Origin of the sequence: Mumia flava, assembly GCF_002797495.1 — a bacterium.
GTDB lineage: Bacteria > Actinomycetota > Actinomycetes > Propionibacteriales > Nocardioidaceae > Mumia > Mumia flava.
The window spans coordinates 65,611-88,918 of sequence record NZ_PGEZ01000001.1; the positions used below are offsets into that span (position 1 = coordinate 65,611).

Below are 23,308 nucleotides of genomic sequence, written 5' to 3' on the forward strand. Positions count from 1 at the left end.
CCCGGCCCCGCCTCAGCTGCCTGCGTCGACGTACAGGTCGGCGAAGACCGGCATCCCCGTCATCCGGTCGACGGCCATGCCGCCGACCTCGCTGCCGCGTGCCAGCGCGACCCCGCCGTGCCCGAGGACCACCGCCGGGTACCAGTCGCTCATGATCGACCGGTCGAGCCGGCCCCACGCCTGCGCCGCTGCGTCACCGGTCATCGTGCCCAGCACCCGGTCGATCCGGGCCTGGACCACCGGAGCGTCCAGCATCGACGGGTTCGGCATCCCCGGCTCGTCGACCATCGCGGGCGCCCACTGGGCGGGGAACCACGACGAGCCCGTCGGCCAGTCCGAGCACCAGCCCGACTCGATCACGTTCTGCGGCCCGTCCGGGTCGCGCTGGACCGTCCGCAGCTGCGCCGCGGTGGTGGCGATCGGCTGGGGGTCGAACCCGGCGCTGCGCAGGGCCCGGACCACCACGTCCTTCGCGGCGACCTTCTCCGGAAGGTCCGACGCGTAGTGCCAGCGGATCGCGAACCCGACCGACCCGGCCTGCTCGAGCAGCGACCGCGCGCGGGCGGGGTCGGAGATCAGCCCGCCGTTCCCGAGCGGGTCGTGCTCCACCCGCCCGGCGGTGCCCGGCGGCAGCAGCGTCGTGCCCGGGACGCGGGTGGTGCCGACGATCTCCTCGCCCGCCTCCCACGCGCGGGCGTACGGGTAGGCCCAACCGAGCGCACGGCGGACCCGCACGTCGCGGATGCGCCGGGTGTCGAGGTACCACAGGTAGGTGCACGGCGACGTCGCCACCGCGAGCCGGGAGGGATCGGACTCGCGCAGCGCCTCGAACGTCGCCGGCTCGACGGAGTCGTAGGTCAGCGCCGCGCGCCCTTCACCGGCGTCGTCGAGCAGCAGACCGTTGACCCGGGACGGGTCCAGTCCGAAGGAGAACCGCCACCCGTCGACGTACTGGTGGCGGCCCGGGTCGGTCGCGGGGTCCCACTCGGTGTTGCGCGCCAGCTGCAGCGCCGAGCCCGGCGTCGACGACGCGATGCGGTACGGACCGGTGGCGACCGGGTGGTCGCCGTACGCCGCCGGGTTGCTGTCCGCCTCCCGGGGCACGGGTGCGAGCTGCGGGAACGAGGCGAGGTACGGCATGTCGTCGAACGGCCGCCGCATCCTGAACACGATCGTGCTGCCGCGCACCTCGACGCCGGCGAAGTCGTCCCCGGCGTACGCGTCCGGGCGCGCCCCCGGCCGGGCACGGACCTCCGCGGTCGTCGCGTACGGCCCCTGGTAGCGGTCGCCGTCGACCAGGAAGGTCCGCAGGTACGCCGGGCCGCCGGGCAGCTCCGTGGTCGCGAACGCCCGTTTCACGCCGTACGCGACGTCGGCGGCCGTGACCGGCTCGCCGTTCTCGAACCGCACACCCCTGCGGATCGTGAACGTCCAGCGGGTCCGGTCCGCGTTCGGGCGCCCGAGGTCCGTCGCCAGGTCCGGGACCAGCACCATCCGGCCGGTGTCCGGATCGTGGGCCAGCTGCGTCAGGGACCGCACGACCAGGTCGCTCAGGATGGCGCGCGTGTCGGTGTAGGCGGAGCGTGCCGGGTCCAGCGAGTCCGGCACCGCCGCCGTGACCACGTGCACGGTGCCGCCGCGGGTGGCGCCGTCGATCTCGGGAGCCGGCGCCGGAGCCCTCGGGTCGGTGCGGTTGCCCACCTCGCCCGCGCGGGTCAGGTCGAGCTGCGTGGTCGGGCCGTCAGCCGGGTCCTCGGGCGACGGCGTCGTGCACGCGGCGAGGCAGGCGAACGCGACCAGCCCGGCGCAGGCGGTCACGACCCGGCGCACGGCGCTCCCCTTCCCGTGCGCTCGTGCGCGCACCTCCAGGGGAGCCTAGGGCGCAGCGGGGAGCGCCCGCGACCACGTCGCTATAACGATTCGTGTCCGACCGGTCCGGCGCCCGGGACCCGCGGCGTGCGCCCCTGCTCAGCCCTGCGCGTCGGCCGGAGCCGGTCGCGCATCGACGCCGGCTTCCTTGCGCTGCTCGGCGGTGATCGGCGCCGGCGCCGCGGTCAGCGGGTCGTACCCGCCGCCGGACTTCGGGAACGCGATCACGTCGCGGATCGAGTCGACGCCCGACAGCAGGGCGCAGGTGCGGTCCCAGCCGAAGGCGATCCCGCCGTGCGGCGGCGCACCGTAGGCGAAGGCGTCGAGCAGGAAGCCGAACTTCTCCCGCGCCTCGTCGTGGCCGATGCCCATGATCTCGAAGACGCGCTCCTGCACGTCCTGCTGGTGGATACGGATCGACCCGCCGCCGATCTCGTTGCCGTTGCAGACGATGTCGTACGCCTGGGCGACCGAGGTGCCGGGGTCGGCCAGCGTCGCCGGGTCCTGCGGCGACGTGAAGGCGTGGTGCATCGCGGTCCACTCGCCGCCGCCGACCGCCACGTCACCGGACTCCAGATCGGTGACCGCCTCGAACATCGGCCAGTCCACCACCCAGCAGAAGGCCCACGCGGTCTCGTCGATCAGGCCGCCGCGGTGGCCGATCTCGAGCCGCGCCGCGCCGAGCAGCGCCTGGCTGGTCTTGCGCGCACCGGCGGCGAAGAAGATGCAGTCGCCCGGCTTGGCCCCGACGTGCGCGGCGATCCCGGCCTTCTCGGCGTCGCTGATGTTCTTGGCCACAGGCCCGGTCAGCTCGCCGTCCTCGCCCACCAGCACGTACGCCAGACCCTTCGCGCCGCGCTGCTTCGCCCAGTCCTGCCACGCGTCCAGCTGGCGGCGCGGCTGCGACCCGCCGCCCGGCATCACGACCGCCCCGACGTACGGCGCCTGGAACACCCGGAACGGGGTCTCGGAGAAGTACGCGGTGCAGTCGGTCAGCTCGAGGTCGAGCCGCAGGTCGGGCTTGTCCGACCCGTAGCGGTCCATCGCGTCGGCGTAGGAGATCCGCGGGAACGGCGTCGGCAGGTCGACGTCGATCAGCTTCCAGAGCGCGACGTAGATCTCCTCGGCCAGCGCCATCACGTCGTCGCCCTCGACGAAGCTCATCTCGAGGTCGAGCTGGGTGAACTCCGGCTGCCGGTCCGCGCGGAAGTCCTCGTCGCGGTAGCAGCGGGCGATCTGGTAGTAGCGCTCCATCCCGCCGACCATGAGCAGCTGCTTGAACAGCTGCGGGCTCTGCGGCAGGGCGTACCAGCTGCCCGGACGCAGCCGCGCGGGCACGAGGAAGTCACGCGCGCCCTCCGGCGTCGAGCGGGTCAGCGTCGGGGTCTCGATCTCGACGAAGTCGTGCCGGCCCAGGACCTCGCGGGCGGCGGCGTTCACCGCGCTGCGCATCCGGATCGCCGCGGCAGGACCGCTGCGGCGCAGGTCGAGGTAGCGGTACTTGAGCCGTACCTCCTCGCCCACGTCCACGTGCTCGTCGATCGGGAACGGCAGCGGCGCGGCCGCGCTCAGGATCTCCACGTCGTCGGCGATCACCTCGATCTCACCGGTGGTGATCGAGGGGTTCTCGTTGCCGTCGGGCCGACGCTCCACGGTGCCGGAGACCTTGAGACAGTACTCGGCGCGCAGCTGGTGCGCGACCTCCTCACGGACGACCACCTGCACCACGCCGGAGGCCTCGCGCAGATCGATGAACGCCACCCCGCCGTGGTCGCGCCGGCGGGCGACCCATCCGGCGAGCGTGACCTGCTCGCCGACGTTCGCGGCGGTCAGGGTTCCGGCGGCGTGCGTGCGGATCACTGTGCTGTCTCCTTCGTGACGACCTGCGGCCGCAGGTCTGCGGTGGGCGGGGTCCAGGTCGCGGCGTCGGCGACCACCTGCTCCCCGCTGCGGATGTCCTTGACCTCGTCGCCCGCGTCCCCCGTGGGGTCCGCGGCGGCCGGGAACCAGACGTACGGGATCCCGCGCCGGTCGGCGTGCCGGATCTGCTTGCCGAACTTCGCGGCGCTCGGCGCGACCTCGCACGCGATGCCCCGGCCCCGCAGCGCGCGGGCGATCGCGTTGCTGCGTGGCCGCGACGCCTCGTCGGAGACCGCGACCAGCACGACGCTGGGGACCGACCGGGACGCGGTCAGGGCCCCACGTGCGACCAGGGGGACCACCATCCGGGTCACGCCGAGCGAGATCCCGACGCCGGGGAACACGTTGCGACCGTCGGACGCGAGCGCCTCGTAGCGGCCCCCGGAGCAGATCGAGCCGAGCGACTCGTACCCCTCGAGCATCGTCTCGAAGACGGTGCCCGTGTAGTAGTCGAGGCCGCGAGCGATCCGCAGGTCGGCCGTGACCGTGACGCCGTCGAGCCCGAGGTCGGTCAGCGACCCGACCACCTCGGCGAGGTCGGCCAGGCCCTCGTCGAGCATCGGGTCGGTCACACCGAGCGCCCGGACCCGGTCGACGAACGCGGTGTCCTCGGTGACCACCTCGGCGAGCGCCAGGCACAGCCCGGCCTGCTGCTCGTCGAGGCCGCACTCGGCGAGCAGCGTCCGGATCCCGGTCTCGTCGAGCTTGTCGAGCTTGTCCATCACGCGCATCACCGCGGTCGGGTCCTCGGCCCCCAGGCCGCGGTAGAACCCCTCGAGCAGCTTGCGGTTGCTCAGCTGGAGACGCACCGGTGGCAGCGGCAGACCGGCCAGCGCCTCGGCCATCACCGACGCGATCTCGACGTCGAAGTGGAACGGCAGCACGTCGCGCGCGACCACGTCGATGTCCGCCTGCGTGAACTCGCGGAAGCGCCCCTCCTGCGGACGCTCGCCACGCCACACCTTCTGGATCTGGTAGCGGCGGAACGGGAAGTCGAGGTGCCCGGCCTTCTCCAGCACGTACCGTGCGAACGGCACCGTCAGGTCGAAGTGCAGGCCCAGGCGGGCGTCGCCCTCGGAGTCCTCGGCCTGCAGCCGGCGCAAGACGTAGACCTCCTTGTCGATCTCACCCTTGCGCAGGAGCTGCTCCATCGGCTCGACCGCACGGGTCTCGACCGACGCGAACCCGTGCAGCTCGAACGTCGCCCGCAGGTGGTCCAGCACGTGCTGCTCCGCGATCCGCTCGGCCGGCAGGAGCTCGGGGAAGCCGGACAGCGGGGTGGGCCTGGCCATCTCAGGAGCCCTCCGTGCCCGTGCCCGCGCCCACCATGTCCAGGACGAACGGGTTCGTCGCGCGCTCGCGTCCGATCGAGGTCTGCTCACCGTGCCCGGGCAGCACGACGACGTCGTCGGGGAGCTCGAAGAACCGGCGGAGGCTCTGCGCCATCGTGTCGGTGTCGCCGCCGACCAGGTCCGTACGCCCGATCGACCCCGCGAACAGGAAGTCCCCCGTGAACGCGACCTGGGAGACCGGCTCGTCGCCGACGTAGTCCGTGCGGTACGCGACGGTGCCCGGCGTGTGGCCCGGGACGTGGTCGACCTCGATCCGCAGGCCGGCGACGTCGACCACCGTGCCGTCCGCGGCATCCCGTACGTCGGCCGGCTCGCGGAACGACGGGACCTCGCCGAGCTGCGCGCGCAGCATGGCAGCCGACGGGCCGGAGATCGCGGCCATCGGGTCGGCCAGCAGGTGACGATCGTCCGGGTGGATCCACACGGGGACGTCGTAGGACGACGCGACGTCGGCGGCCTGCCACATGTGATCGAAGTGCCCGTGGGTGACGAGGACACCCGCCGGCGTCAGATCGTGCTGCTCCACGACGCGCGCGATCTGCTCCGCCGACTCCATCCCCGGGTCGACGACGACGCACTCGGCACCGGGGCCGGTCGCGACGAGGTAGCAGTTGGCGGCCAGGGGTCCGGCGGGGAAGGCGGCGATCAGCACACCCGACAGGGTACGCGAGGCGCCAGGAGGGCTGCGAGCCGCTTCCGGACGCCCCGTACGCACCCCGACGTGCCCACGGAGCGGTCAAAGCGTGCCGTCGGCCCTCGTGTCCTCCTAGACTTCTCCCGACCCGGACGACAAGGTGGAAACGTGAGTCAGAACTCCCCGAGCCCGGCCGAGACCTGGGGCCGCATCGACGACGACGGTACGGTCTACGTCCGCACGCGCGCCGGCGAGCGCGTGGTCGGGCAGTGGCCCGACGGCGATCCCAGCGAGGCGATGGCGCTGTTCACCCGGCGCTACGAGGGCCTCGCCGTCGAGGTCGAGCTGCTCGAGAAGCGCATCCAGGGCGGCAGCCTCTCCCCCGAGGACGCCCGGCGCGCGCTCGCACAGGTACGCGAGGCCGTCGACAACGCTGCCGCCGTCGGCGACCTGGACGCGCTGAGCGACCGGCTCGACGCCCTGGGCCCGCTGATCGACGAGCAGCGCGAGCAGCGCAAGGCCGTACGGGCCCAGCGTGCCGCGGAGGCGCTCGAGCAGAAGCAGGAGATCGCCTCGACCGCCGAGCAGATCGCGACGAGCGACGACTGGCGCCACGGCGCCGACCGGTTGCGCGAGATGCTCGACCAGTGGAAGTCGCTGCCGCGCCTGGACAAGACCGTCGACGACGAGCTGTGGCACCGGTTCTCCAGCGCCCGGACCGCGTTCACCCGGAGGCGCAAGGCACACTTCGCGGAGCAGAACGAGCGTCGCGCCGACGCGCAGAAGGTCAAGGAGCGGCTCGCGGCCGAGGCCGAGACGCTCGCCGACTCGACCGACTGGGGTCCGACGGCAGGACGCTTCCGTGACCTGATGGCGCAGTGGAAGGCCGCTGGTCCGGCCCCGCGCGGGATCGACGACCGGCTCTGGAAGCGGTTCCGGGGCGCGCAGGACACGTTCTTCGGCGCGCGGGACGAGGCCAATGCCGCGCTCGACGCCGAGTACGCCGCCAACGCCGTCGTCAAGGCGGAGATCCTCACCGAGGCCGAGGCGCTCCTGCCGATCACCGACCTCGAGGCGGCGCGGGCCGCGTGGCGCGGGATCACCGAGCGCTGGGAGGCCGCGGGGAAGGTTCCGCGCGGCCAGGTCAAGGAGTTCGAGGGACGGCTGCGTGCCGTGGAGCGTGCGATCTCCGACGCCGCCGACCAGGAGTGGCAGCGCACCGACCCCGAGAAGGTCGCGCGTGTCGACGACACCGTCTCCAAGCTGGAGAAGGCCATCGCCGACCTCGAGGCTCAGCTCGCCAAGGCGGAGGCGTCGGGCAACGAGCGCAAGGCGAAGGACCTGCGCGAGTCCGTCGAGGCACGCAGGCTCTGGCTCGACCAGGCCCGACGCTCGCTCGACGACCTCTCCTGACGGCCCGCTCGCGAGTCGCCCAAGGCGGGGTCGCGAGTCGCCCATGGCCCGCTCGCGAGTCGCCCTTGGCGGGGTCGCGAGTCGCCCATGGCGGGTCTGTGGATAGCCGACGCGGCGGTACGGCGAACTCCGCTGTGATGAGCGGGTGGATTCCTACCTGAACGAGGGACGCCCGTTCGTCTCGAGCGTGCCCAACGACCTCGGCCTGACGCGGCACGCCTTCAGAAAAGCACTCGACGAAGGGCAGTTCCGCCAGATATTCAAGTCCGTCTACGTCGATGCCCGGGTTCCGGACACGCGTGGACTCCGGCTCGTCGCGGCACACCTCGTGACGCCCCCGCATGCGGTCGTCAGCGACTGCTTCGCCTCATGGCTCTTCGGAGTCGACACGTTCAAGCCCAGCGAGCGCCACCTCCTGACACCGTCCCTCCTCGTGCCTCACGGATCCAGTCGCGTCCGCGCTCCCGGCGTCCGGTGTCGCCAAGCCCGCCTCGCACCCGAGGAGGTCGTCGAGGTCGACGGCTTGCTGGTGACGAGCCCCCTGCGCACGACCGGTGATCTCGCACGCCGGCTGTGGCGCCCGTACGCCCTCGCCGCGGTCGATGGCATGGTCCGGGCGGAGCTCGTCGGCCTGGCCGAGCTCGACGAGTACGTCCGCTCGCTCAGGGGATTCCCCGGGGCACCGAAAGCACGGGAGCTCGTGGCGTATGCCGACCCGGGAGCGGAGTCACCCGGTGAATCCTGGACGCGCCTCCGGATGATCGACGCCGGTCTGCCACGACCGTGTACGCAGATCCCGGTGGTGGACGAGTACGGGAACGATCGGTACTTCGACCTCGGATACCGTCAGCATCTCGTCGCTGCGGAGTACGACGGGCGAGAGTTCCACACGACCGAGTCGGACCGGGATCACGACGCCGTTCGCCGGGAGTACTTCGCGCGTCGATACGGCTGGCGATTCGTGGTCGGGACGCGGGAGACGGTCTTCGGGAAGGACGACGCATTCGAGCGCGAGATCGGCGAACTGCTCGGAATCGCGACCATGCCCCGCCAGTGGTGACTCGGGACCACACCACCCGCGACTCGCGAGCCCGCCACGGGCGACTCGCGGGCTACTGGTTCACGCGGTAGACGTCGAAGACACCCTCGACCGTGCGAACCGCCTTGAGCACGTGACCGAGATGCGTGGGGTCACCCATCTCGAACGTGAAGGTGGACTTCGCGACCCGGTCGCGGCCGGTCGAGACGGCCGCCGACAGGATGTTGACGTGCTGGTCGGACAGGACCCGGGTGAGGTCCGAGAGCAGGCGCGAGCGGTCCAGCGCCTCGACCTGGATCGCGACGAGGAACATCGACGACGCGCTCGGCGCCCACTCGACGTCGACCAGCCGGCCGGTGTCCTTCAGGAGGTCCTTCGCGTTGGTGCAGGCCTTGCGGTGGACGGAGATCCCCTGCGTCCGGGTCACGAACCCGATGATGTCGTCGCCGGGGACCGGGGTGCAGCACCGGGCGAGCTTGATCTGGACCGAGCCGTCCATCCCCTTGACGGTCACGCCCGCATCACCACGCCGGACGCGGCGACGGTGCACCTCGTCGGGGACCATCACGGCCTCGGCGAGGTCCTCGCTGGCGCCCTCCTCACCCCCGAGGAGGGCGAGCACGCGCTCGACGACGTTCTGCGGGCCGACGCGCCCCTCGCCGACCGCGGCGTACAACGCGGAGACGTCGCTCAGGTGCAGGTCCTTCGCCACCGTCGCCAGGGTGTCGTGCTTGAGCAGCCGCTGGAGCGGCAGCCCCTCCTTGCGCATCTGACGTGAGATCGCGTCCTTGCCCTGCTCGATCGCCTCGTCGCGACGCTCCTTGGTGAACCACTGCTTGATCTTGTTGCGGGCGCGGGGACTCTTGACGAACTCCAGCCAGTCGCGGGAGGGCCCGGCGCCGGGCGCCTTCGACGTGAAGATCTCCACCACGTCGCCGTTGTCGAGGGCCGACTCGAGCGAGACCAGCCGACCGTTGACCCGGGCGCCGATGGTCGCGTGGCCGACCTCGGTGTGCACGGCGTAGGCGAAGTCGATCGGCGTCGACCCGGCCGGCAGCCCGATCACGTCGCCGCGCGGGGTGTACACGTAGACCTGGTCGGAGAGGTCGAACCGGAGGCTCTCGAGGAAGTCCTGGGACTCCTCGTTCTCGCGCTGCCACTCGATCAGCTGGCGGACCCACGCCATGTCGCCGGAGCCCGACCCGGAGCCCGACCCGCCGGACCCGTCCTCCTTGTACTTCCAGTGCGCGGCGACGCCGTACTCGGCGCGACGGTGCATGGAGTACGTCCGGATCTGCAGCTCGACCGCCTTGCCCTCCGGGCCGATCACGGTCGTGTGCAGCGACTGGTACATGTTGAACTTCGGCATCGCGACGTAGTCCTTGAACCGACCCGGCACCGGGTTCCAGCGAGCGTGCAGCACGCCGAGGACCGCGTAGCACTCCGACACGCTGTCGACGAGGATGCGGATCCCGACCAGGTCGTAGATGTCGGCGAAGTCGCGGCCACGCACGATCATCTTCTGGTAGATCGAGTAGTAGTGCTTCGGGCGACCGGTCACGGTCGCCTTGATCTTCGAGGTCTTGAGGTCCTCGTTGACCTGGGTGATCACCTTCGAGAGGAAGTCCTCGCGTGACGGTGCGCGATCAGCGACCAGGCGAACGATCTCGTCGTAGACCTTCGGGTGGAGCGTCGAGAACGAGAGGTCCTCGAGCTCCCACTTGATGGTGTTCATGCCGAGCCGGTGAGCCAGCGGGGCATAGATCTCGATCGTCTCGCGCGCCTTCTTCTCCTGCTTGTCCTGGCGCAGGTAGCGCAGCGTCCGCATGTTGTGCAGGCGGTCGGCGAGCTTGATGATCAGCACCCGGATGTCGCGGCTCATCGCGACGATCATCTTGCGGATGGTCTCGGCCTCGGCGTTCTCGCCGTAGCGCACCTTGTCCAGCTTCGTCACGCCGTCGACGAGCGTCGCGACCTCCTCGCCGAACTCCTTCGTGACCTCGTCGAGGGTGTAGGCGGTGTCCTCCACCGTGTCGTGCAGCAGCGCCGCGACGATCGTCGGGGGCGTCATGCCGAGCTCGGCGAGGATCGTCGCGACGGCCAAGGGGTGCGTGATGTACGGGTCGCCGCTCTTGCGCTTCTGACCGCGGTGCAGGCGGGCCGCCGTCTTGTACGCCCGCACGATGACCCCGGTGTCGACCTTGGGGTGGTTGGTCCGGATGATCCGCACCAGGGGGTCGAGCACGACAGGGGTGTCCGAGCCTCCACGGCCACCGCCGAGCCGGGCCAGGCGGGAACGCACGCGCGCCGGGGTCGGGACGGACTCCTTGCGCGGTCCGGACTCGGTTCGAGCGCGATCAGCCACCGGCACCTCCCCCTCCATCGTAGGCCGCCATCCTAGGCCGGAGCGCAAGCCCGCGCGGCGTTGTCCCCAACGTCAGCCGAACAGCACACCGAACAGTGTGGCGCCCCCCGCGAGCACCAACGCGATCGCCAGCACGAGCGCGATCAGGCGCGTGGTCTCGGGACTCATGTCGCTCACTCTCCCCAGGTGCTGCGCGCGGCGCGCGCACCGGTCAGTACGTACGCAGGGTGCCGAAACGGCCGACAGGAAGCCGGCTGCGTCCCCCGAGCGGGCCGATCTCGAGCATCGTGACGTTGCCGACGACCTCCGCGCCCGTGGCGGCGACGAGCTCGTCGACCGCCGCCATCGTCCCGCCGGTCGCGAGCACGTCGTCGAGGACCACGACCCGCTCCCCCGGAACCAGGGCGTCGGTGTGCATCTCGAGGGTCGCGGACCCGTACTCGAGGTCGTAGGAGACCTGGTGCGTGGTCGCGGGGAGCTTGCCGGCCTTGCGTGCCGGGACGAATCCGGCCCCCAGCGCGAGCGCCACCGGCACCGCCAGGATGAAGCCGCGGGCCTCGATGCCGACCACCTTGTCCACCGGACCGTCGGCCAGCTCGGAGGACAGCTCCGTCAACCGCTCCACCGTGACGCGCAGCGCCGGCGGATCCGCCAGGAGAGGCGTGACGTCGCGGAAGAGCACGCCCGGCTCGGGCCAGTCCTCGACGTCGCGGACCAGGCGGTCCAGGACGTCGTCGAGAGCGGGGGTCACGCCCCGTTCTCCTCCCGCTTGTCGGACGGCGCGTCGTCGTCGGAGGACGCCGGGTCGTCGAGGCGGGGATCGTCGGCGCCGCCCGACGTCGGGGTCAGGATCTTCGCGACGACGTTGCGGTGCACCCGGATCTCGACGCCGGGCGCGATCGTCAGCTCCATCGAGTCCTCATCGAGCCCCGTCACTGTGCCGAAGATGCCGCTGGTCAGCATCACCTCGGCGCCGAGCTCGACGCGGCTCTGCATGTCGACGAACTCGCGGCGCCGCTTGCTCTGCGGTCGGATGATGAGGAAGTAGAAAACGCCGGCGAGCAGGATCAGCGGCAGCAGGGCACCGAGCTCCACGATGACTCCAGGGGGTTGGGTGAGAGAACCCGCACAAGTCTAGCGAGGAGACCCTGGACGACGTCCATCGGTGCAGGTCCATCGGTGCAGGTCGGACTGCCGACGGTCGCCGTACGCGATGCCGCGCGCCGCCCCGGCGCTCAGTCGATCGGCAACGGCTCCGGGCCGGATCCCTCCGGCGGGCGGAGCCCGAGGTGCTCCCACGCGGCCGCGGTGGCGATCCGGCCCCGCGGGGTCCGAGCGAGGAACCCTCGACGGACCAGGAACGGCTCCGCGACCTCCTCGACGGTCTCCCGCTCCTCGGCCACCGCGACGGCGAGGGTCGAGATCCCGACCGGGCCACCGCCGAAGTGCCGGCACAACGCCTCCAGGACGGAGCGGTCGAGCCGGTCGAGCCCGATCCGGTCCACCTCGTACAGCTCGAGCGCACGGTGCGCGACGTCGAGGTCGACCGTCCCGTCGCCGCGGACCTCGGCGTAGTCGCGGACCCGACGGAGCAGGCGGTTGGCGATCCGCGGCGTCCCACGGGACCGCGAGGCGATCTCCATCCCACCGTCGCGGGTGACGTCGACCCCCAGCAGCGCCGCCGAGCGGTCCACGATCCGGTGCAGCTCGGCCGACTCGTAGTACTCCAGCTGCGCCGTGAACCCGAAGCGGTCCCGCAACGGCCCGGGCAGCAGGCCGGCGCGGGTCGTCGCCCCGACCAGGGTGAACGTCGGGATCTGCAGCGGGATCGCGGTGGCGCCCGGCCCCTTGCCGATCACCACGTCGACGCGGAAGTCCTCCATCGCCATGTAGAGGAGCTCCTCGGCGGGCCGGGACATCCGGTGGATCTCGTCGACGAACAGGACGTCGCCCTCGTTGATCCCGGACAGGATCGCGGCCAGGTCACCGGCGTGCTGGATCGCCGGACCACTCGTCAGGCGCAGCGACGTGCCCATCTCGCTCGCGATGATCATCGCGAGCGTGGTCTTGCCCAGGCCCGGCGGACCGGACAGCAGGACGTGGTCGGGTGTGCGGCCCCGACCCTTCGCGGCCGTCAGCACCAGCGAGAGCTGCTCGCGGACCCGCTCCTGCCCGATCAGCTCGTCCAGGGTCTTCGGCCGCAGCGCCGCCTCGTACGCCCGCTCGTCGCCGTCGGCGTCGGGGCCGACGAGCCGCGCCTCGAGCTCGGCAGCCTCTCGGGTCTCCAGGTCACGATCGTCCATGCCGCTCCCCCGGCTCAGGCTCTCGAGAGCGTGCGCAGCGCGGCACGCAGCAGCTCGGAGACGTCGGCAGCGCCGTCGGACTCGTACTGGGCGGCCGCGACGTCGACCACCGCGACGACCGCGCTCTCGGCCTCGCGCGCGGACCAGCCCAGGCCGACGAGGGCCGCGTGGACCTGCGGGCGCCAGTCGGCGGCGTCGCCGCCGCCGGCGACGGGGCCCGCTCCCCCGGCCGCGACGCTCGCGGACTCGCCCGGCACGACCGCCGCGACGCGATCCTTGAGCTCGAGCACGATCCGCTGAGCGCCCTTGCGGCCGATCCCCGGCACCTTCGTCAGGGCGGTCACGTCCTCCGACGCCACCGCCCGCCGGAGCCCGTCGGCCCCGAGGACCGCGACGATCGCCTGCGCGACCTTCGGGCCGACACCGCTGGCGGTCTGCGCCAGCTCGAAGGTGTCGCGCTCGTCGTCGTCGGCGAAGCCGTACAAGGTCATGGAGTCCTCGCGCACCACCAGGCTGGTCGACACCTGGGCCTCGCGGCCGTCGCGCAGACCGGCCAGGGTGCCGGGAGTGCAGCGGACGAGCATGCCGACCCCGCCGACGTCGATCACGGCGGAGTCGAGCGTGGTCGCGGCGACGGTGCCGCGGACGTGGGCGATCATCGGGCGTACCTCCCGGGCAGTCGTGAACGGAGCGGCTCGGCGGCCGTACGGACGGGACCGGCCGTACGGCGCTGGGCGGCCGCGGCAGCCTCGAGCCGGCCGGTCGAGGTGCCGCGCCAGACGTGACAGATCGCCAGCGCCAGCGCGTCGGCGGCGTCAGCCGGCCGCGGAGCGGTCTCGAGGGCGAGCAGCCGCGTCACCATGGCGGTGACCTGGGCCTTGTCGGCCCGACCGTTGCCGGTGACCGCGGCCTTGACCTCGCTCGGCGTGTGCAGCGCGACCGGGAGGCCGCGCCGCGCGGCCGCGACCATCGCGATCCCGCTGGCCTGAGCGGTCCCCATCACGGTGGACACGTTGTTCTGGGAGAAGACGCGCTCGACGGCGACGACGTCGGGCTCGTAGCGGACCAGTGCGTCGGACAGCGCGACCTCGATCGCGAGCAGCCGCTGAGCGACCTCGTCGCTCGCCGGGGTGCGGACGACCTCGACCGCGACCGCGCTCAACGCGGCCCCCACCCGACCCTCGACCACGCCGATGCCGCACCGGGTCAGGCCCGGGTCGACCCCGAGGACACGCATCGAACCTCCCGCGACAGCGAACACGTGTTCGACACGCTATCGCGACCGGCCGGCGGTTCGGCTGCGACGCGCCGCGCCGGCCCCGCTCGGATCGAGCAGGACCGGCGCGGCCCCTCGGATCACTTCTTGAAGGCGTCCTTGACGTTCTCGGCGGCCTTCTTGAGGTCGGCCTTGGCCTGCTGGCCCTTGCCCTCGTTCTCCTGCTGCTCGTCGCCCCGGGCCTTGCCCGCGGCCTCCTTCGCCTTGCCCTCGAGGTCCTCGGCGGTGTTCTTCATCTTGTCGTCGGCGGCCATGCGACTCATCTCCTCGGTCCGCGGGATGTCAGGACTGACGTACCCACGATGCCGCGCAAGCATGCGCGGCGCAGACGGCCGTCAGCCGACCTGCGCCATGACCTCGTCGGAGGCGTCGAAGTTGGTGAAGACGTTCTGGACGTCGTCGGAGTCCTCGAGCGCGTCGATCAGCCGGACGACCTTGCCCGCGCCGTCGGCGTCGACCTCCACCGTCATCGACGGCACGAAGGACACCTCCGCCGAGTCGTAGTCGAGGCCCGCGTCCTGCAACGCGGTCCGCACCGCGACCACGTCGCCCGGCTCGCTGACGACCTCGAACGACCCGTCCAGGTCGTTGACGTCCTCGGCCCCGGCGTCGAGGACCGGCTCGAGCACGTCGTCCTCGGTCAGCGTGCGGTCACCCTGGTCCGCCGGGACGATCACCACGCCCTTCCGGTGGAACATGTACGACACCGAGCCCGGGTCGGCCATCGAGCCGCCGTTGCGGGTCATCGCGGTGCGCACCTCCATGGCCGCACGGTTCTTGTTGTCGGTGAGGCACTCGATCAGGATCGCGACGCCGCCGGGGGCGTACCCCTCGTACATGATCGTCTGGTAGTCGACGGCGTCGGCGTCGAGACCGCCGCCGCGCTTGACGGCGCGGTCGATGTTGTCGTTCGGGACCGACTGCTTCTTCGCCTTCTGGATCGCGTCGTACAGCGTCGGGTTGCCGTCGGGGTCGGGACCTCCGGTGCGCGCAGCGACCTCGATGTTCTTGATCAGCTTGGCGAACAGCTTGCCGCGCTTGGCATCGATGGCGGCCTTCTTGTGCTTGGTCGTCGCCCACTTGGAGTGACCGGACACGACACCCACCTATCCCTCGTCCTCGAACTGGCTCGGCCGTCCTCACGGCCGCCTACGATCCTATCCGGCCCGCACCGTGTCGACGAACATCCGGTGGAGCCGGTCGTCCCCGCCGAACTCCGGGTGGAACGACGACGCCAGCACCGCACCCTGCCGTACGACGACCGGGTGCTGCCCCGCCGGGCCGGCGTCGACCGAGGCCAGGACCTCGACGCCCTCGCCGACCTCGTCCACCCAGGGGGCCCGGATGAAGACCGCGTGCATCGGCGCCGCCAGGCCCGCCACGTCCAGCTCCGTCTCGAACGAGTCCACCTGCCTGCCGAACGCGTTGCGCCGCACGGTCACGTCGAGCCCGCCGAAGGTCTGCTGGTCCGGCAGACCGCCGCGGATCCGGTCGGCCAGCATGATCATGCCCGCGCACGTGCCGAAGGCCGGCATCCCCTCGGCGAGCCGGGCACGGATCGGGTCGCGGACCTCGAAGATCCGCGACAGCTTGTCGATCGTCGTCGACTCCCCACCGGGGATCAGCAGCCCGTCGCAGCGTTCCACCTCCGCCGGTCGGCGCAGCCCGAACGGCTCCGCACCGGCGTCGGTCAGCATCCGCAGATGCTCGCGCACGTCGCCCTGCAGCGCCAGCACGCCGATCCGCGGCGCGCTCACTCCCCCACCCGGCGCCGCCAGGACGCCGCGACCTCGATCCGGCCCTCGTCGAAGCGCGCCGCGAGGCCGGCGGACGCGATCGCCTCGATCACCCGCACGCACAGCGGGTCGCCGTCGGCGACGTTCGCGCCGTCGGGATGCCAGGCGTTCACCTCCAGCATGCCGTGCTCGACCGCGTGCCAGACGTCCGGCGGGGTGAACCACACCACGCCCTCCAGCCCGGACTCCCCGGACCGTACGACCGCTGCCGCGGCCCAGTGGTCGTCGACCCCGACGAGGACGCGAACACCGTCGGACTCGAGCACCTCGAACGCCTCGACGAGCGCGTCGTAGTCGGTCCGCGCAGGCCAGGACGCCACGTCCGCGGCGAGCGCCGCGCGCTCGGAGGCCACGAGACCGCGGGCCACCTCCTCGGCGTCGTCGCGACCGGCGTCCTCGTGGGCCGCCTCCGCGACCTCGGCGACGCACGCGTCCGGACCGAGCAGACCGGAGCGCACCAGCACCCGGGCGTACGACCTCAGCGCGTCGTCAGCCGACAGCTTCGGCGCCGAGAAGAACGGCACCGAGGCTCACCAGCCGCGCTCGGCGAGCCGGTGCGGCTCGGGGACGTCCTCGACGTTGATGCCGACCATGGCCTCGCCGAGGCCCCGCGAGACCTTCGCGATCACGTCGGGGTCGTCGTAGAACGTCGTCGCCTTGACGATCGCCGCAGCGCGCTCGGCCGGGTTGCCGGACTTGAAGATGCCCGACCCCACGAACACGCCCTCGGCGCCGAGCTGCATCATCATCGCCGCGTCGGCCGGCGTCGCGATGCCACCCGCGGTGAACAGCACCACGGGGAGGCGGCCGGCCTCGGCCACCTCGCGGACCAGCTCGTACGGGGCCTGGAGCTCCTTCGCGGCGACGTACAGCTCGTCGGGCGCGAGGCTCTGGAGCCGGCGGATCTCCGCCCGGATCGAGCGCATGTGGGTCGTCGCGTTCGAGACGTCACCGGTGCCGGCCTCGCCCTTGGAGCGGATCATCGCCGCCCCCTCGGTCAGGCGGCGCAGCGCCTCGCCCAGGTTGGTCGCGCCGCACACGAAGGGCACGGTGAAACCCCACTTGTCGATGTGGTGGGTGTAGTCGGCGGGCGTCAGCACCTCGGACTCGTCGATGTAGTCCACGCCGAGCGACTGCAGGACCTGCGCCTCGACGAACTGACCGATCCGCGCCTTCGCCATCACCGGGATCGAGACCGACGAGACGATGCCATCGATCAGGTCCGGGTCGCTCATCCGAGCCACACCGCCCTGGGCCCGGATGTCGGCCGGAACCCGCTCCAGCGCCATGACCGCGACCGCACCGGCATCCTCGGCGATCTTGGCCTGCTCGGCCGTGACCACGTCCATGATCACGCCGCCCTTGAGCATCTCGGCCATGCCGCGCTTGACCCGCGCGGTCCCGGTCTGCGAGGCCGGGGTCGTCGCGTGGTCCGCGGGCGGAAGGGTCTGGTCGGTCATTCGGTCACCTCGGTGTGGTCGAAACGGACGCCTTCATCGTACGTCCGCCCCTCCGACGCCCGGCTCGTGCCCGGAGGGCGGACGCTCGTGCGCGACCAGGCCGGGCGGTGGGGCGTCATCGAGGTCGATCCGCCGTGGCCACGGTGCATGCCCGGCGAGGTGGCCCCACCGCACCACCGGCTGGCTGCGCATCCGCACCGTCCGGGCGACGAGGTCCTCGTGGAAGTGGTGCGCGAGCCGCACCCGGTCGGCCGCGTCGCCGAAGTCGGCCAGCACCTCACGCTGGGTCTCGTCGGCGTCGCGCCAGAGCCGGTCGACATCGGCCGCCTCGCCGAAGATCGTCCGGATCACCTCGCTCAGGTCACTCTCGCGCTCCGCCTGCATCGCCGTCCCCCGCGACGCCCGCGCTGCGTCCGCAGCCTCGACCGCGACGAGCGCGCTCGCCGGGTCGAGCAACCCGCTCGTGGCCAGCTCCTTCAACAGCGTCGAGCGCTCGAGCAGCTGGCGGTCGAGGGACGCCTGCGCCGTCGCCAGCCGGATGTGCAGACGGTCCAGCCGGCCCGCCGTCGTCGACAACGCGACCGTGATCGCGGCGATCACGGCCCCGACGACCAGGACCCACTCGAGCGTGCTCACGCGCTCCCTCCCAGCACCGTCTCGTAGACCCGCACCACCTCCGGCGCGACCACGCTCCAGTCGTAGCGCCGCACGGCCGTACGGGCCAGCGCCGCACGCGCGTCACGCGCGGGATCGAGCAGCGCCTCCCCGAGCACCTTCGCGAGCGACTCCGGATCGCCGTTGGCGAACATCGCGCCGAGGCGGCCGTCGTCGAGCACGTCGGCGAACGCAGGGATGTCGGAGGCCACGACGGGAGCACCCGCGGCCATCGCCTCGATCAGCACGATCCCGAAGCTCTCGCCGCCGGTGTTGGGCGCGACGTAGACGTCCGCCTCGGCGAGCAGCCGGGCGCGTACGGCGTCGTCCACCCTTCCCAGGACCTCGACGTGGTCGCGCAGGCTCGCGGGGACCAGTGCGGTGCCGGCCCGGACGTCGCCGGCGCCCGCGACGAGGACCCGCACGTCCCCGATCCGGTCCAGCACCGCGGGGAGCGCGTCCAGCAGCACCCCGAACCCCTTGCGGGGCTCCTCGAACCGCCCGAGGAAGAGCACGGTCGGCTTCTCCCCACCGCTCGCCCGCGGGATCTGCCCGAAGGAGGCGACATCGATGCCGTTCGGGATCACGACGGCGTCCCCGCCCTGGTACTGCGCCACGACGCGGCGAGCCTCGCGGGACACGGCGATCCGAGCGCTCAGCTTCTCCATCGCCGGCCGCAGCAGCGGCTCGGTCGCGGTCAGGGCGCGCGACCGGCCGATCGACGTGTGCACCGTCGCCACGGCGACGCCGGAGACCAGGCTGAGGGCGATCAACGACACGCTCGGTGTCGCGGGATCGTGCACGTGCACGACGTCGAACCGCCCGTCCCTCATCCAGCGGCGGGTCTTCGCCATCGCGACCGGACCGAACGACACCCGCGCGACCGCGCCGTTGTAGCGGACCGGGAGTGCCCGCCCGGCGGCGGAGACCCAGTCGGGCAGCTCGACCCCGACCGTCGCCGGCGCGAGCACCGACACGTCGACGCCGAGCCCCCGGAGCGTGCGGCTCAGGTCGAGGACGTGGTTCTGCACCCCGCCCGGGACGTCGAACGAGTACGGGCACACCATGCCGACCTTCACACCGACCAGCCTCTCAGAGCGGGGTCCGGTCAGCGCTGAACACACGCTGGAGCATGTGCCAGTCGGCCGGGTGCGCGCGGATCTGCGCGCTGAACGTGTCGGCGAGGTCCTGTGTCATGACCCGCAGGCCGTCGGGTCCGGCACGGTGCGGGACCGGCTCGTGCACCACCATCCGCATCCGCTCGCCCTCGTCGTGCGACGTCGCGGCGAACAGCACCGCGCCGGTCTGCTGTGCCAGCAGCGCCGGTCCGACCGGCATCCGGGCGGACTCGCCGAGGAGCTCGACCTCGATGCCGCTGCGGCTCAGGTCACGGTCGGCGAGCAGGCACACGAACCCGCCCGCCCGCAGGTGCTCGGCGAGCGCCGGCATCGTCGGGTCGCCTCCGGTGAGCGGGAGCACCTGCATCCCGAGCTCCTCGCGGAACGCGACGAACTCGTCGTACAGCCGTTCCGGTCGCAGCCGCTCCGCGACCGTCATCAGCGGCAGTCCGTGCAGGCAGGCCCAGGCGCCCATCAGGTCCCAGTTGCCCATGTGCGGCAGCGCGGCGATCAGACCGCGTCCGGCCGCCTGTGCTTCGTAGGCGATCTCGATGTCGTCGACGCCCATCGCGGCGTCGATGTCGTCGGCCGCGAGCCGCGGGAGCCGGAACACCTCGCCCCAGTAGCGCAGGTACGAGCGCATCGCGTCCCGGGTGAGGACGTCGAGGTCGGCGTCGGGCGCTGCCGCTCGCGCGAGATTGGCGCGGAGCTGGTCGATCCCGCGTCCGCCGCGCCGGGTCAGGGTGTCGGCGGTCGTCCGCAGGGCGCTCGACACCATCGCCTGAGGCAGACGGTTCGCGACCCCCCAGCCCGTACGGTACGCAGCCGCCTCGACCTCGGTCCGGACGGACGCGGCCAGGTCGCCGAGCGCGACGGGGCTCATGCGTCGGCCACGGTCATGCGTCGGCCAGCGCCTGGCGCCGGACCATGACGATCCGCTGGATCACGGTGATCGTGCTCGCGACGGCGAGCGCCCACAGCACGATCGTGCGCAGCACCGGCAGGTCGAACAGACCCGAGAGGCCCGTCATCACCAGCACCGCGACCAGCCGGTCCGACCGCTCGGCGATGCCGCCCTTGGCCTCCATCCCCAGGGCCTCGGCACGCGCGCGGACGTACGACGTCAGCTGACCGCCGACCAGGCACCACAGCGCGACGCCCATGAGCAGGAGGTCGTCGCCGTCCCCGGCGTACCAGAGCACGAGGCCGCCGAAGACCGCCGCGTCGCCGACCCGATCGAGGGTGGAGTCGAGGAACGCACCCCACGCGCTGGACCGCCCGGACCGGCGGGCCATCAGGCCGTCGACGATGTCGGAGAACACGAACAGGGTCACCACCATGACCCCGACGAAGAACTGGCCGCGCGGGAAGAACCACAGCGCGCCGAACGAGACACCGAGCGTGCCGACGAACGTGACGGCGTCGGGGCTGATCCCGAGCCGCAGGAGGAAGTCGGCGACCGGCGTCATGATCCGCGCCCACCTCGCCCGGAAGCGTTCGAGCATCAGGCCACCTCGTCCCAGGCCTTGGCGAGCAGGTCGCGCGTGTCGGCGAGCAGCTGCGGCAGCACCTTGGCACCGCCGACGACCGTGATGAAGTTGACGTCACCGGACCACCGCGGGACGACGTGCTGGTGCAGGTGGTCCGACAGCGACCCGCCGGCGACACCGCCGAGGTTCAGGCCCACGTTGAACGCGGCGGGCCCGCTGACCTGCTTGATCACCCGGACGGCTTGCTGGGTGAACGCGGTCAGCTCGTGGGCCTCGTCGTCGGTGAGCGCCTCCAGCTCGCCGACGTGACGGTTCGTGACGACCATGAGGTGGCCCGGGTTGTACGGGTGCAGGTTCAGGACGGCGAACACGTGCCGACCGCGCGCCACGATCAGCGTCTCGGCGTCGCCCTTCCTCTGCATCGTGCAGAACGGGCAGCCGTCGTCGTCCTCGTCGTCGCCGTTGACCTCGGTGACGTAGGCCATCCGGTGCGGCGTCCACAGCCGGTCGAAGTCCTCGAACCCGTGGTCCGAGCGTCCCCAGGGGCGCGCGTCGCTCCCGTCGGTCATACCTGGACCCGGCTCGCGACCGCGTCCACGATCCGTGCGATCGCGTCGTCGGCGGCCACCCCGTTGTCCTGGTCCCCGCTGCGGTAGCGGAACGACACCGCCCCCGCCTCGACGTCGTTGTCGCCGGCGATCAGCATGAACGGAACCTTCTGGGTCTGGGCGTTGCGGATCTTCTTCTGCATCCGGTCGTCGGAGTCGTCGACCTCGACGCGGATCCCCGCGGCACGCAGCCGGGTCGCCACGGCGGTGAGGTAGTCGACGTGCCGCTCCGCGATCGGGATCGCGGTGACCTGGACGGGGGCGAGCCACGGAGGGAATGCGCCGGCGTAGTGCTCGACGAGCACGCCGAAGAAACGCTCGAGGGACCCGAACTTGGCCGAGTGGATCATCACGGGCTGCTGACGGGACCCGTCCGGGGCGACGTACTCCAGGCCGAACCGCGCCGGCTGGTTGAAGTCGTACTGGATCGTCGACATCTGCCAGGTGCGCCCGATCGCGTCGCGGGCCTGGACCGAGATCTTCGGACCGTAGAACGCGGCGCCGCCCGGGTCCGGGACCAGCTCGAGCCCGGTCTCAGTGGCGACCTGGCGCAGCACCGCGGTGGCGTTCTCCCACTCCTCGTCGGAGCCGATGAACTTGTCCGAGTCGGGGTCGCGCGTCGACAGCTCGAGGTAGAAGTCGTCCAGCCCGAAGTCCCGGAGCAGGCCGAGCACGAACGACAGCAGGTGCTTGATCTCGTCCGGCGCCTGCTCCGGCGTCACGTACGAGTGCGAGTCGTCCTGGGTCAGGCCGCGGACCCGGGTCAGCCCGTGGATCACGCCGGACTTCTCGTAGCGGTAGACGGTGCCGAACTCGAAGAACCGCAACGGCAGCTCGCGGTACGACCGCCCGCGCGACCTGAAGATCAGGTTGTGCATCGGGCAGTTCATCGCCTTGAGGTAGTACTCGGCGTTCTCGAGCTCCATCGGCGGGAACATCGTGTCCGCGTAGTACGGGAGGTGGCCCGAGGTCTCGAACAGGTGGCTCTTGGTGATGTGCGGGCTGCCGACGTAGGAGAAGCCCTCCTCGATGTGCCGGCGGCGGACGTAGTCCTCCATCTCACGCTTGATCACCCCGCCCTTGGGGTGGAACACCGGCAGGCCGGAGCCGATCTCGTCGGGGAAGCTGAAGAGGTCGAGCTCGGTGCCGAGCCGGCGGTGGTCGCGCCGCTGCGCCTCCTCGAGGCGGTGGAGGTACGCGTCGAGCGCCTCCTTGGACTCCCATGCGGTGCCGTAGATCCGCTGGAGCTGCTTGTTCTTCTCGTTGCCGCGCCAGTAGGCCGCCGCGCTGCGCATCAGCTTGAAGGCCGGGATGCGCTTGGTGGTCGGCAGGTGCGGACCCCGGCACAGGTCGGTCCACGCGACGTCGCCGGAACGGCCGAGGTTGTCGTACATGGTCAGACCGCCGGCGCCGACCTCGACGCTCGCCCCCTCGGCGGCCTGATCCAGATCGGCGCCGTCGCCGTCGGAGCCGGTCGAGCTCTTGAGCCCGATCAGCTCGAGCTTGTACGGCTCGTGGGCGAGCTCGGTGCGGGCCTCGTCGTCGTCGATCGGTCGACGGGAGAAGCGCTGGTTCGCCTTCACGATCTTGCGCATCCGCGACTCGATCTTCTCGAGGTCCTCGGGCGTGAACGGCTGCTCGACGTCGAAGTCGTAGTAGAAGCCGTCGGTGACCGGAGGCCCGATCCCGAGCCTGGCGTCGGGGAACAGCTCCTGGACCGCCTGCGCCATCACGTGCGCGGTCGAGTGCCGCAGGATGTCGCGCCCGTCAGGACTGCCGATCGCGACGGGCTCGACGGTCTCGCCCTGCCCGAGCTCGTACGACAGGTCCTTGAGCACGCCGTCGACCCGCGCGGCGATCACCGCCGGGTCGTCGGGGAACAGCTCCCACGCCTTCGTCCCGGGCGTCACCGTGTGCTCGGCCTTCGACTCGGGGCCGGCGACGACGACTCTCAGCTCGGACACGAAGATCTCCTCGGTTCGGTGCGGACGGATCGCCCTCGATGCTATCG

23 protein-coding genes are annotated in these 23,308 nt (G+C 71.7%); 2 read left to right on the forward strand and 21 right to left on the reverse strand.

The annotated features are described in order from the left end of the window. Window positions 1-12: 12 nt before the first annotated feature. The 4 genes from CLV56_RS00345 to CLV56_RS00360 all read right to left on the reverse strand — a co-directional run bounded on the left by CLV56_RS00345 (window position 13) and on the right by CLV56_RS00360 (window position 5,793). Entirely contained in the window at window positions 13-1,863 is a 1,851-nt protein-coding gene (locus tag CLV56_RS00345; protein ID WP_157805018.1) for an ABC transporter substrate-binding protein, read from the reverse strand. A gap of 105 nt (window positions 1,864-1,968) precedes the next feature. Next, the gene (gene aspS, locus CLV56_RS00350; RefSeq protein ID WP_039357426.1) at window positions 1,969-3,729 is read right to left on the reverse strand and encodes an aspartate--tRNA ligase; all 1,761 of its coding nucleotides are present in this window, start codon (window positions 3,727-3,729) and stop codon (window positions 1,969-1,971) included. Next, window positions 3,726-5,081 carry a histidine--tRNA ligase gene (gene hisS / locus CLV56_RS00355; RefSeq protein WP_039357427.1) on the reverse strand — a complete coding sequence of 452 codons (1,356 nt, stop codon included), beginning with the start codon at window positions 5,079-5,081 and terminating at the stop codon, window positions 3,726-3,728. Before hisS ends, aspS begins: the two co-directional genes overlap by 4 nt. Before the next feature lies 1 nt (window position 5,082). After that, a complete protein-coding gene (locus tag CLV56_RS00360; RefSeq protein WP_039357430.1) occupies window positions 5,083-5,793 on the reverse strand; it encodes an MBL fold metallo-hydrolase in 711 nt (236 codons plus the stop codon). 150 nt (window positions 5,794-5,943) lie between these two features. On the opposite strand from CLV56_RS00360, the gene CLV56_RS00365 reads away from it, so the two are divergent. Together CLV56_RS00365 and CLV56_RS00370 are read left to right on the forward strand one after the other, a co-directional pair. Continuing rightward, window positions 5,944-7,188 carry a DUF349 domain-containing protein gene (locus tag CLV56_RS00365; RefSeq protein ID WP_039357432.1) on the forward strand — a complete coding sequence of 415 codons (1,245 nt, stop codon included), beginning with the start codon at window positions 5,944-5,946 and terminating at the stop codon, window positions 7,186-7,188. Window positions 7,189-7,333: 145 nt separating this feature from the next. Continuing rightward, window positions 7,334-8,248 (forward strand): hypothetical protein, encoded by a 915-nt coding sequence (locus tag CLV56_RS00370; RefSeq protein WP_100414213.1) that lies wholly within the window; start codon window positions 7,334-7,336, stop codon window positions 8,246-8,248. A 52-nt stretch (window positions 8,249-8,300) separates the two neighbouring features. Here the strand turns inward: CLV56_RS00370 and CLV56_RS00375 are convergent, their stop codons facing one another. From CLV56_RS00375 to thrS, 17 genes are all read right to left on the reverse strand, one after another. Beyond that, window positions 8,301-10,610 (reverse strand): RelA/SpoT family protein, encoded by a 2,310-nt coding sequence (locus tag CLV56_RS00375; protein WP_100414214.1) that lies wholly within the window; start codon window positions 10,608-10,610, stop codon window positions 8,301-8,303. A 193-nt stretch (window positions 10,611-10,803) separates the two neighbouring features. Continuing rightward, complete coding sequence (locus CLV56_RS00380; RefSeq protein ID WP_039357438.1) at window positions 10,804-11,343, reverse strand: adenine phosphoribosyltransferase; 540 nt, start codon at window positions 11,341-11,343, stop codon at window positions 10,804-10,806. Beyond that, a complete protein-coding gene (gene yajC / locus CLV56_RS00385; RefSeq protein ID WP_211287946.1) occupies window positions 11,340-11,687 on the reverse strand; it encodes a preprotein translocase subunit YajC in 348 nt (115 codons plus the stop codon). The genes CLV56_RS00380 and yajC overlap by 4 nt, the downstream gene beginning before the upstream one ends. A 140-nt stretch (window positions 11,688-11,827) precedes the next feature. Beyond that, on the reverse strand, window positions 11,828-12,895 hold the full coding sequence (ruvB, locus tag CLV56_RS00390; protein WP_039357444.1) for a Holliday junction branch migration DNA helicase RuvB: 1,068 nt from the start codon (window positions 12,893-12,895) through the stop codon (window positions 11,828-11,830). Window positions 12,896-12,909: 14 nt separating this feature from the next. Further along, window positions 12,910-13,554, reverse strand: coding sequence for a Holliday junction branch migration protein RuvA (gene ruvA, locus CLV56_RS00395; RefSeq protein WP_039357446.1), 645 nt, complete (start codon window positions 13,552-13,554; stop codon window positions 12,910-12,912). Next, window positions 13,551-14,132: a crossover junction endodeoxyribonuclease RuvC gene (gene ruvC, locus CLV56_RS00400; protein ID WP_039357449.1), complete on the reverse strand. Its 582-nt coding sequence runs from the start codon at window positions 14,130-14,132 to the stop codon at window positions 13,551-13,553. The genes ruvA and ruvC overlap by 4 nt, the downstream gene beginning before the upstream one ends. A gap of 119 nt (window positions 14,133-14,251) precedes the next feature. Beyond that, window positions 14,252-14,425, reverse strand: coding sequence for a CsbD family protein (locus tag CLV56_RS00405; RefSeq protein ID WP_100414215.1), 174 nt, complete (start codon window positions 14,423-14,425; stop codon window positions 14,252-14,254). Between the two features lie 81 nt (window positions 14,426-14,506). Beyond that, window positions 14,507-15,268, reverse strand: a complete 762-nt coding sequence (locus CLV56_RS00410) for a YebC/PmpR family DNA-binding transcriptional regulator (protein WP_039357558.1) — start codon at window positions 15,266-15,268, stop codon at window positions 14,507-14,509. Window positions 15,269-15,328: 60 nt separating this feature from the next. Next, window positions 15,329-15,928 carry a pyridoxal 5'-phosphate synthase glutaminase subunit PdxT gene (gene pdxT / locus CLV56_RS00415; protein WP_039357452.1) on the reverse strand — a complete coding sequence of 200 codons (600 nt, stop codon included), beginning with the start codon at window positions 15,926-15,928 and terminating at the stop codon, window positions 15,329-15,331. Then, window positions 15,925-16,491: a DUF6891 domain-containing protein gene (locus CLV56_RS00420; protein WP_100414216.1), complete on the reverse strand. Its 567-nt coding sequence runs from the start codon at window positions 16,489-16,491 to the stop codon at window positions 15,925-15,927. The genes pdxT and CLV56_RS00420 overlap by 4 nt, the downstream gene beginning before the upstream one ends. Before the next feature lie 6 nt (window positions 16,492-16,497). Then, window positions 16,498-17,427 (reverse strand): pyridoxal 5'-phosphate synthase lyase subunit PdxS, encoded by a 930-nt coding sequence (gene pdxS, locus CLV56_RS00425; protein ID WP_039357455.1) that lies wholly within the window; start codon window positions 17,425-17,427, stop codon window positions 16,498-16,500. Between the two features lie 33 nt (window positions 17,428-17,460). Beyond that, the gene (locus CLV56_RS00430) at window positions 17,461-18,063 is read right to left on the reverse strand and encodes a hypothetical protein (protein ID WP_211287947.1); all 603 of its coding nucleotides are present in this window, start codon (window positions 18,061-18,063) and stop codon (window positions 17,461-17,463) included. Further along, entirely contained in the window at window positions 18,060-19,160 is a 1,101-nt protein-coding gene (locus CLV56_RS00435; RefSeq protein ID WP_039357458.1) for a glycosyltransferase family 4 protein, read from the reverse strand. Before CLV56_RS00435 ends, CLV56_RS00430 begins: the two co-directional genes overlap by 4 nt. Window positions 19,161-19,173: 13 nt before the next feature. Then, window positions 19,174-20,082 (reverse strand): phosphatidylinositol mannoside acyltransferase, encoded by a 909-nt coding sequence (locus CLV56_RS00440; RefSeq protein ID WP_100414217.1) that lies wholly within the window; start codon window positions 20,080-20,082, stop codon window positions 19,174-19,176. 13 nt (window positions 20,083-20,095) lie between these two features. Then, window positions 20,096-20,704 carry a phosphatidylinositol phosphate synthase gene (pgsA, locus tag CLV56_RS00445; RefSeq protein ID WP_039357461.1) on the reverse strand — a complete coding sequence of 203 codons (609 nt, stop codon included), beginning with the start codon at window positions 20,702-20,704 and terminating at the stop codon, window positions 20,096-20,098. Next, a complete protein-coding gene (locus CLV56_RS00450) occupies window positions 20,704-21,258 on the reverse strand; it encodes an HIT family protein (RefSeq protein ID WP_039357463.1) in 555 nt (184 codons plus the stop codon). Before CLV56_RS00450 ends, pgsA begins: the two co-directional genes overlap by 1 nt. Then, window positions 21,255-23,261 carry a threonine--tRNA ligase gene (thrS, locus tag CLV56_RS00455; RefSeq protein ID WP_039357466.1) on the reverse strand — a complete coding sequence of 669 codons (2,007 nt, stop codon included), beginning with the start codon at window positions 23,259-23,261 and terminating at the stop codon, window positions 21,255-21,257. The genes CLV56_RS00450 and thrS overlap by 4 nt, the downstream gene beginning before the upstream one ends. Between the last annotated feature and the right edge of the window lie 47 nt (window positions 23,262-23,308).

What these genes read in the sequence shown, in the direction of transcription:
- CLV56_RS00450 (WP_039357463.1), bottom strand. Translation starts at nt 21,258, where the DNA reads ATGACCGACGGGAGCGACGCGCGCCCCTGGGGACGCTCGGACCACGGG.
- pgsA (WP_039357461.1), bottom strand. Translation starts at nt 20,704, where the DNA reads ATGCTCGAACGCTTCCGGGCGAGGTGGGCGCGGATCATGACGCCGGTC.
- CLV56_RS00405 (WP_100414215.1), bottom strand. Translation starts at nt 14,425, where the DNA reads ATGGCCGCCGACGACAAGATGAAGAACACCGCCGAGGACCTCGAGGGC.
- ruvB (WP_039357444.1), bottom strand. Translation starts at nt 12,895, where the DNA reads ATGGACGATCGTGACCTGGAGACCCGAGAGGCTGCCGAGCTCGAGGCG.
- CLV56_RS00440 (WP_100414217.1), bottom strand. Translation starts at nt 20,082, where the DNA reads ATGAGCCCCGTCGCGCTCGGCGACCTGGCCGCGTCCGTCCGGACCGAG.
- CLV56_RS00375 (WP_100414214.1), bottom strand. Translation starts at nt 10,610, where the DNA reads ATGGAGGGGGAGGTGCCGGTGGCTGATCGCGCTCGAACCGAGTCCGGA.
- ruvC (WP_039357449.1), bottom strand. Translation starts at nt 14,132, where the DNA reads ATGCGTGTCCTCGGGGTCGACCCGGGCCTGACCCGGTGCGGCATCGGC.
- ruvA (WP_039357446.1), bottom strand. Translation starts at nt 13,554, where the DNA reads ATGATCGCCCACGTCCGCGGCACCGTCGCCGCGACCACGCTCGACTCC.
- pdxS (WP_039357455.1), bottom strand. Translation starts at nt 17,427, where the DNA reads ATGACCGACCAGACCCTTCCGCCCGCGGACCACGCGACGACCCCGGCC.
- hisS (WP_039357427.1), bottom strand. Translation starts at nt 5,081, where the DNA reads ATGGCCAGGCCCACCCCGCTGTCCGGCTTCCCCGAGCTCCTGCCGGCC.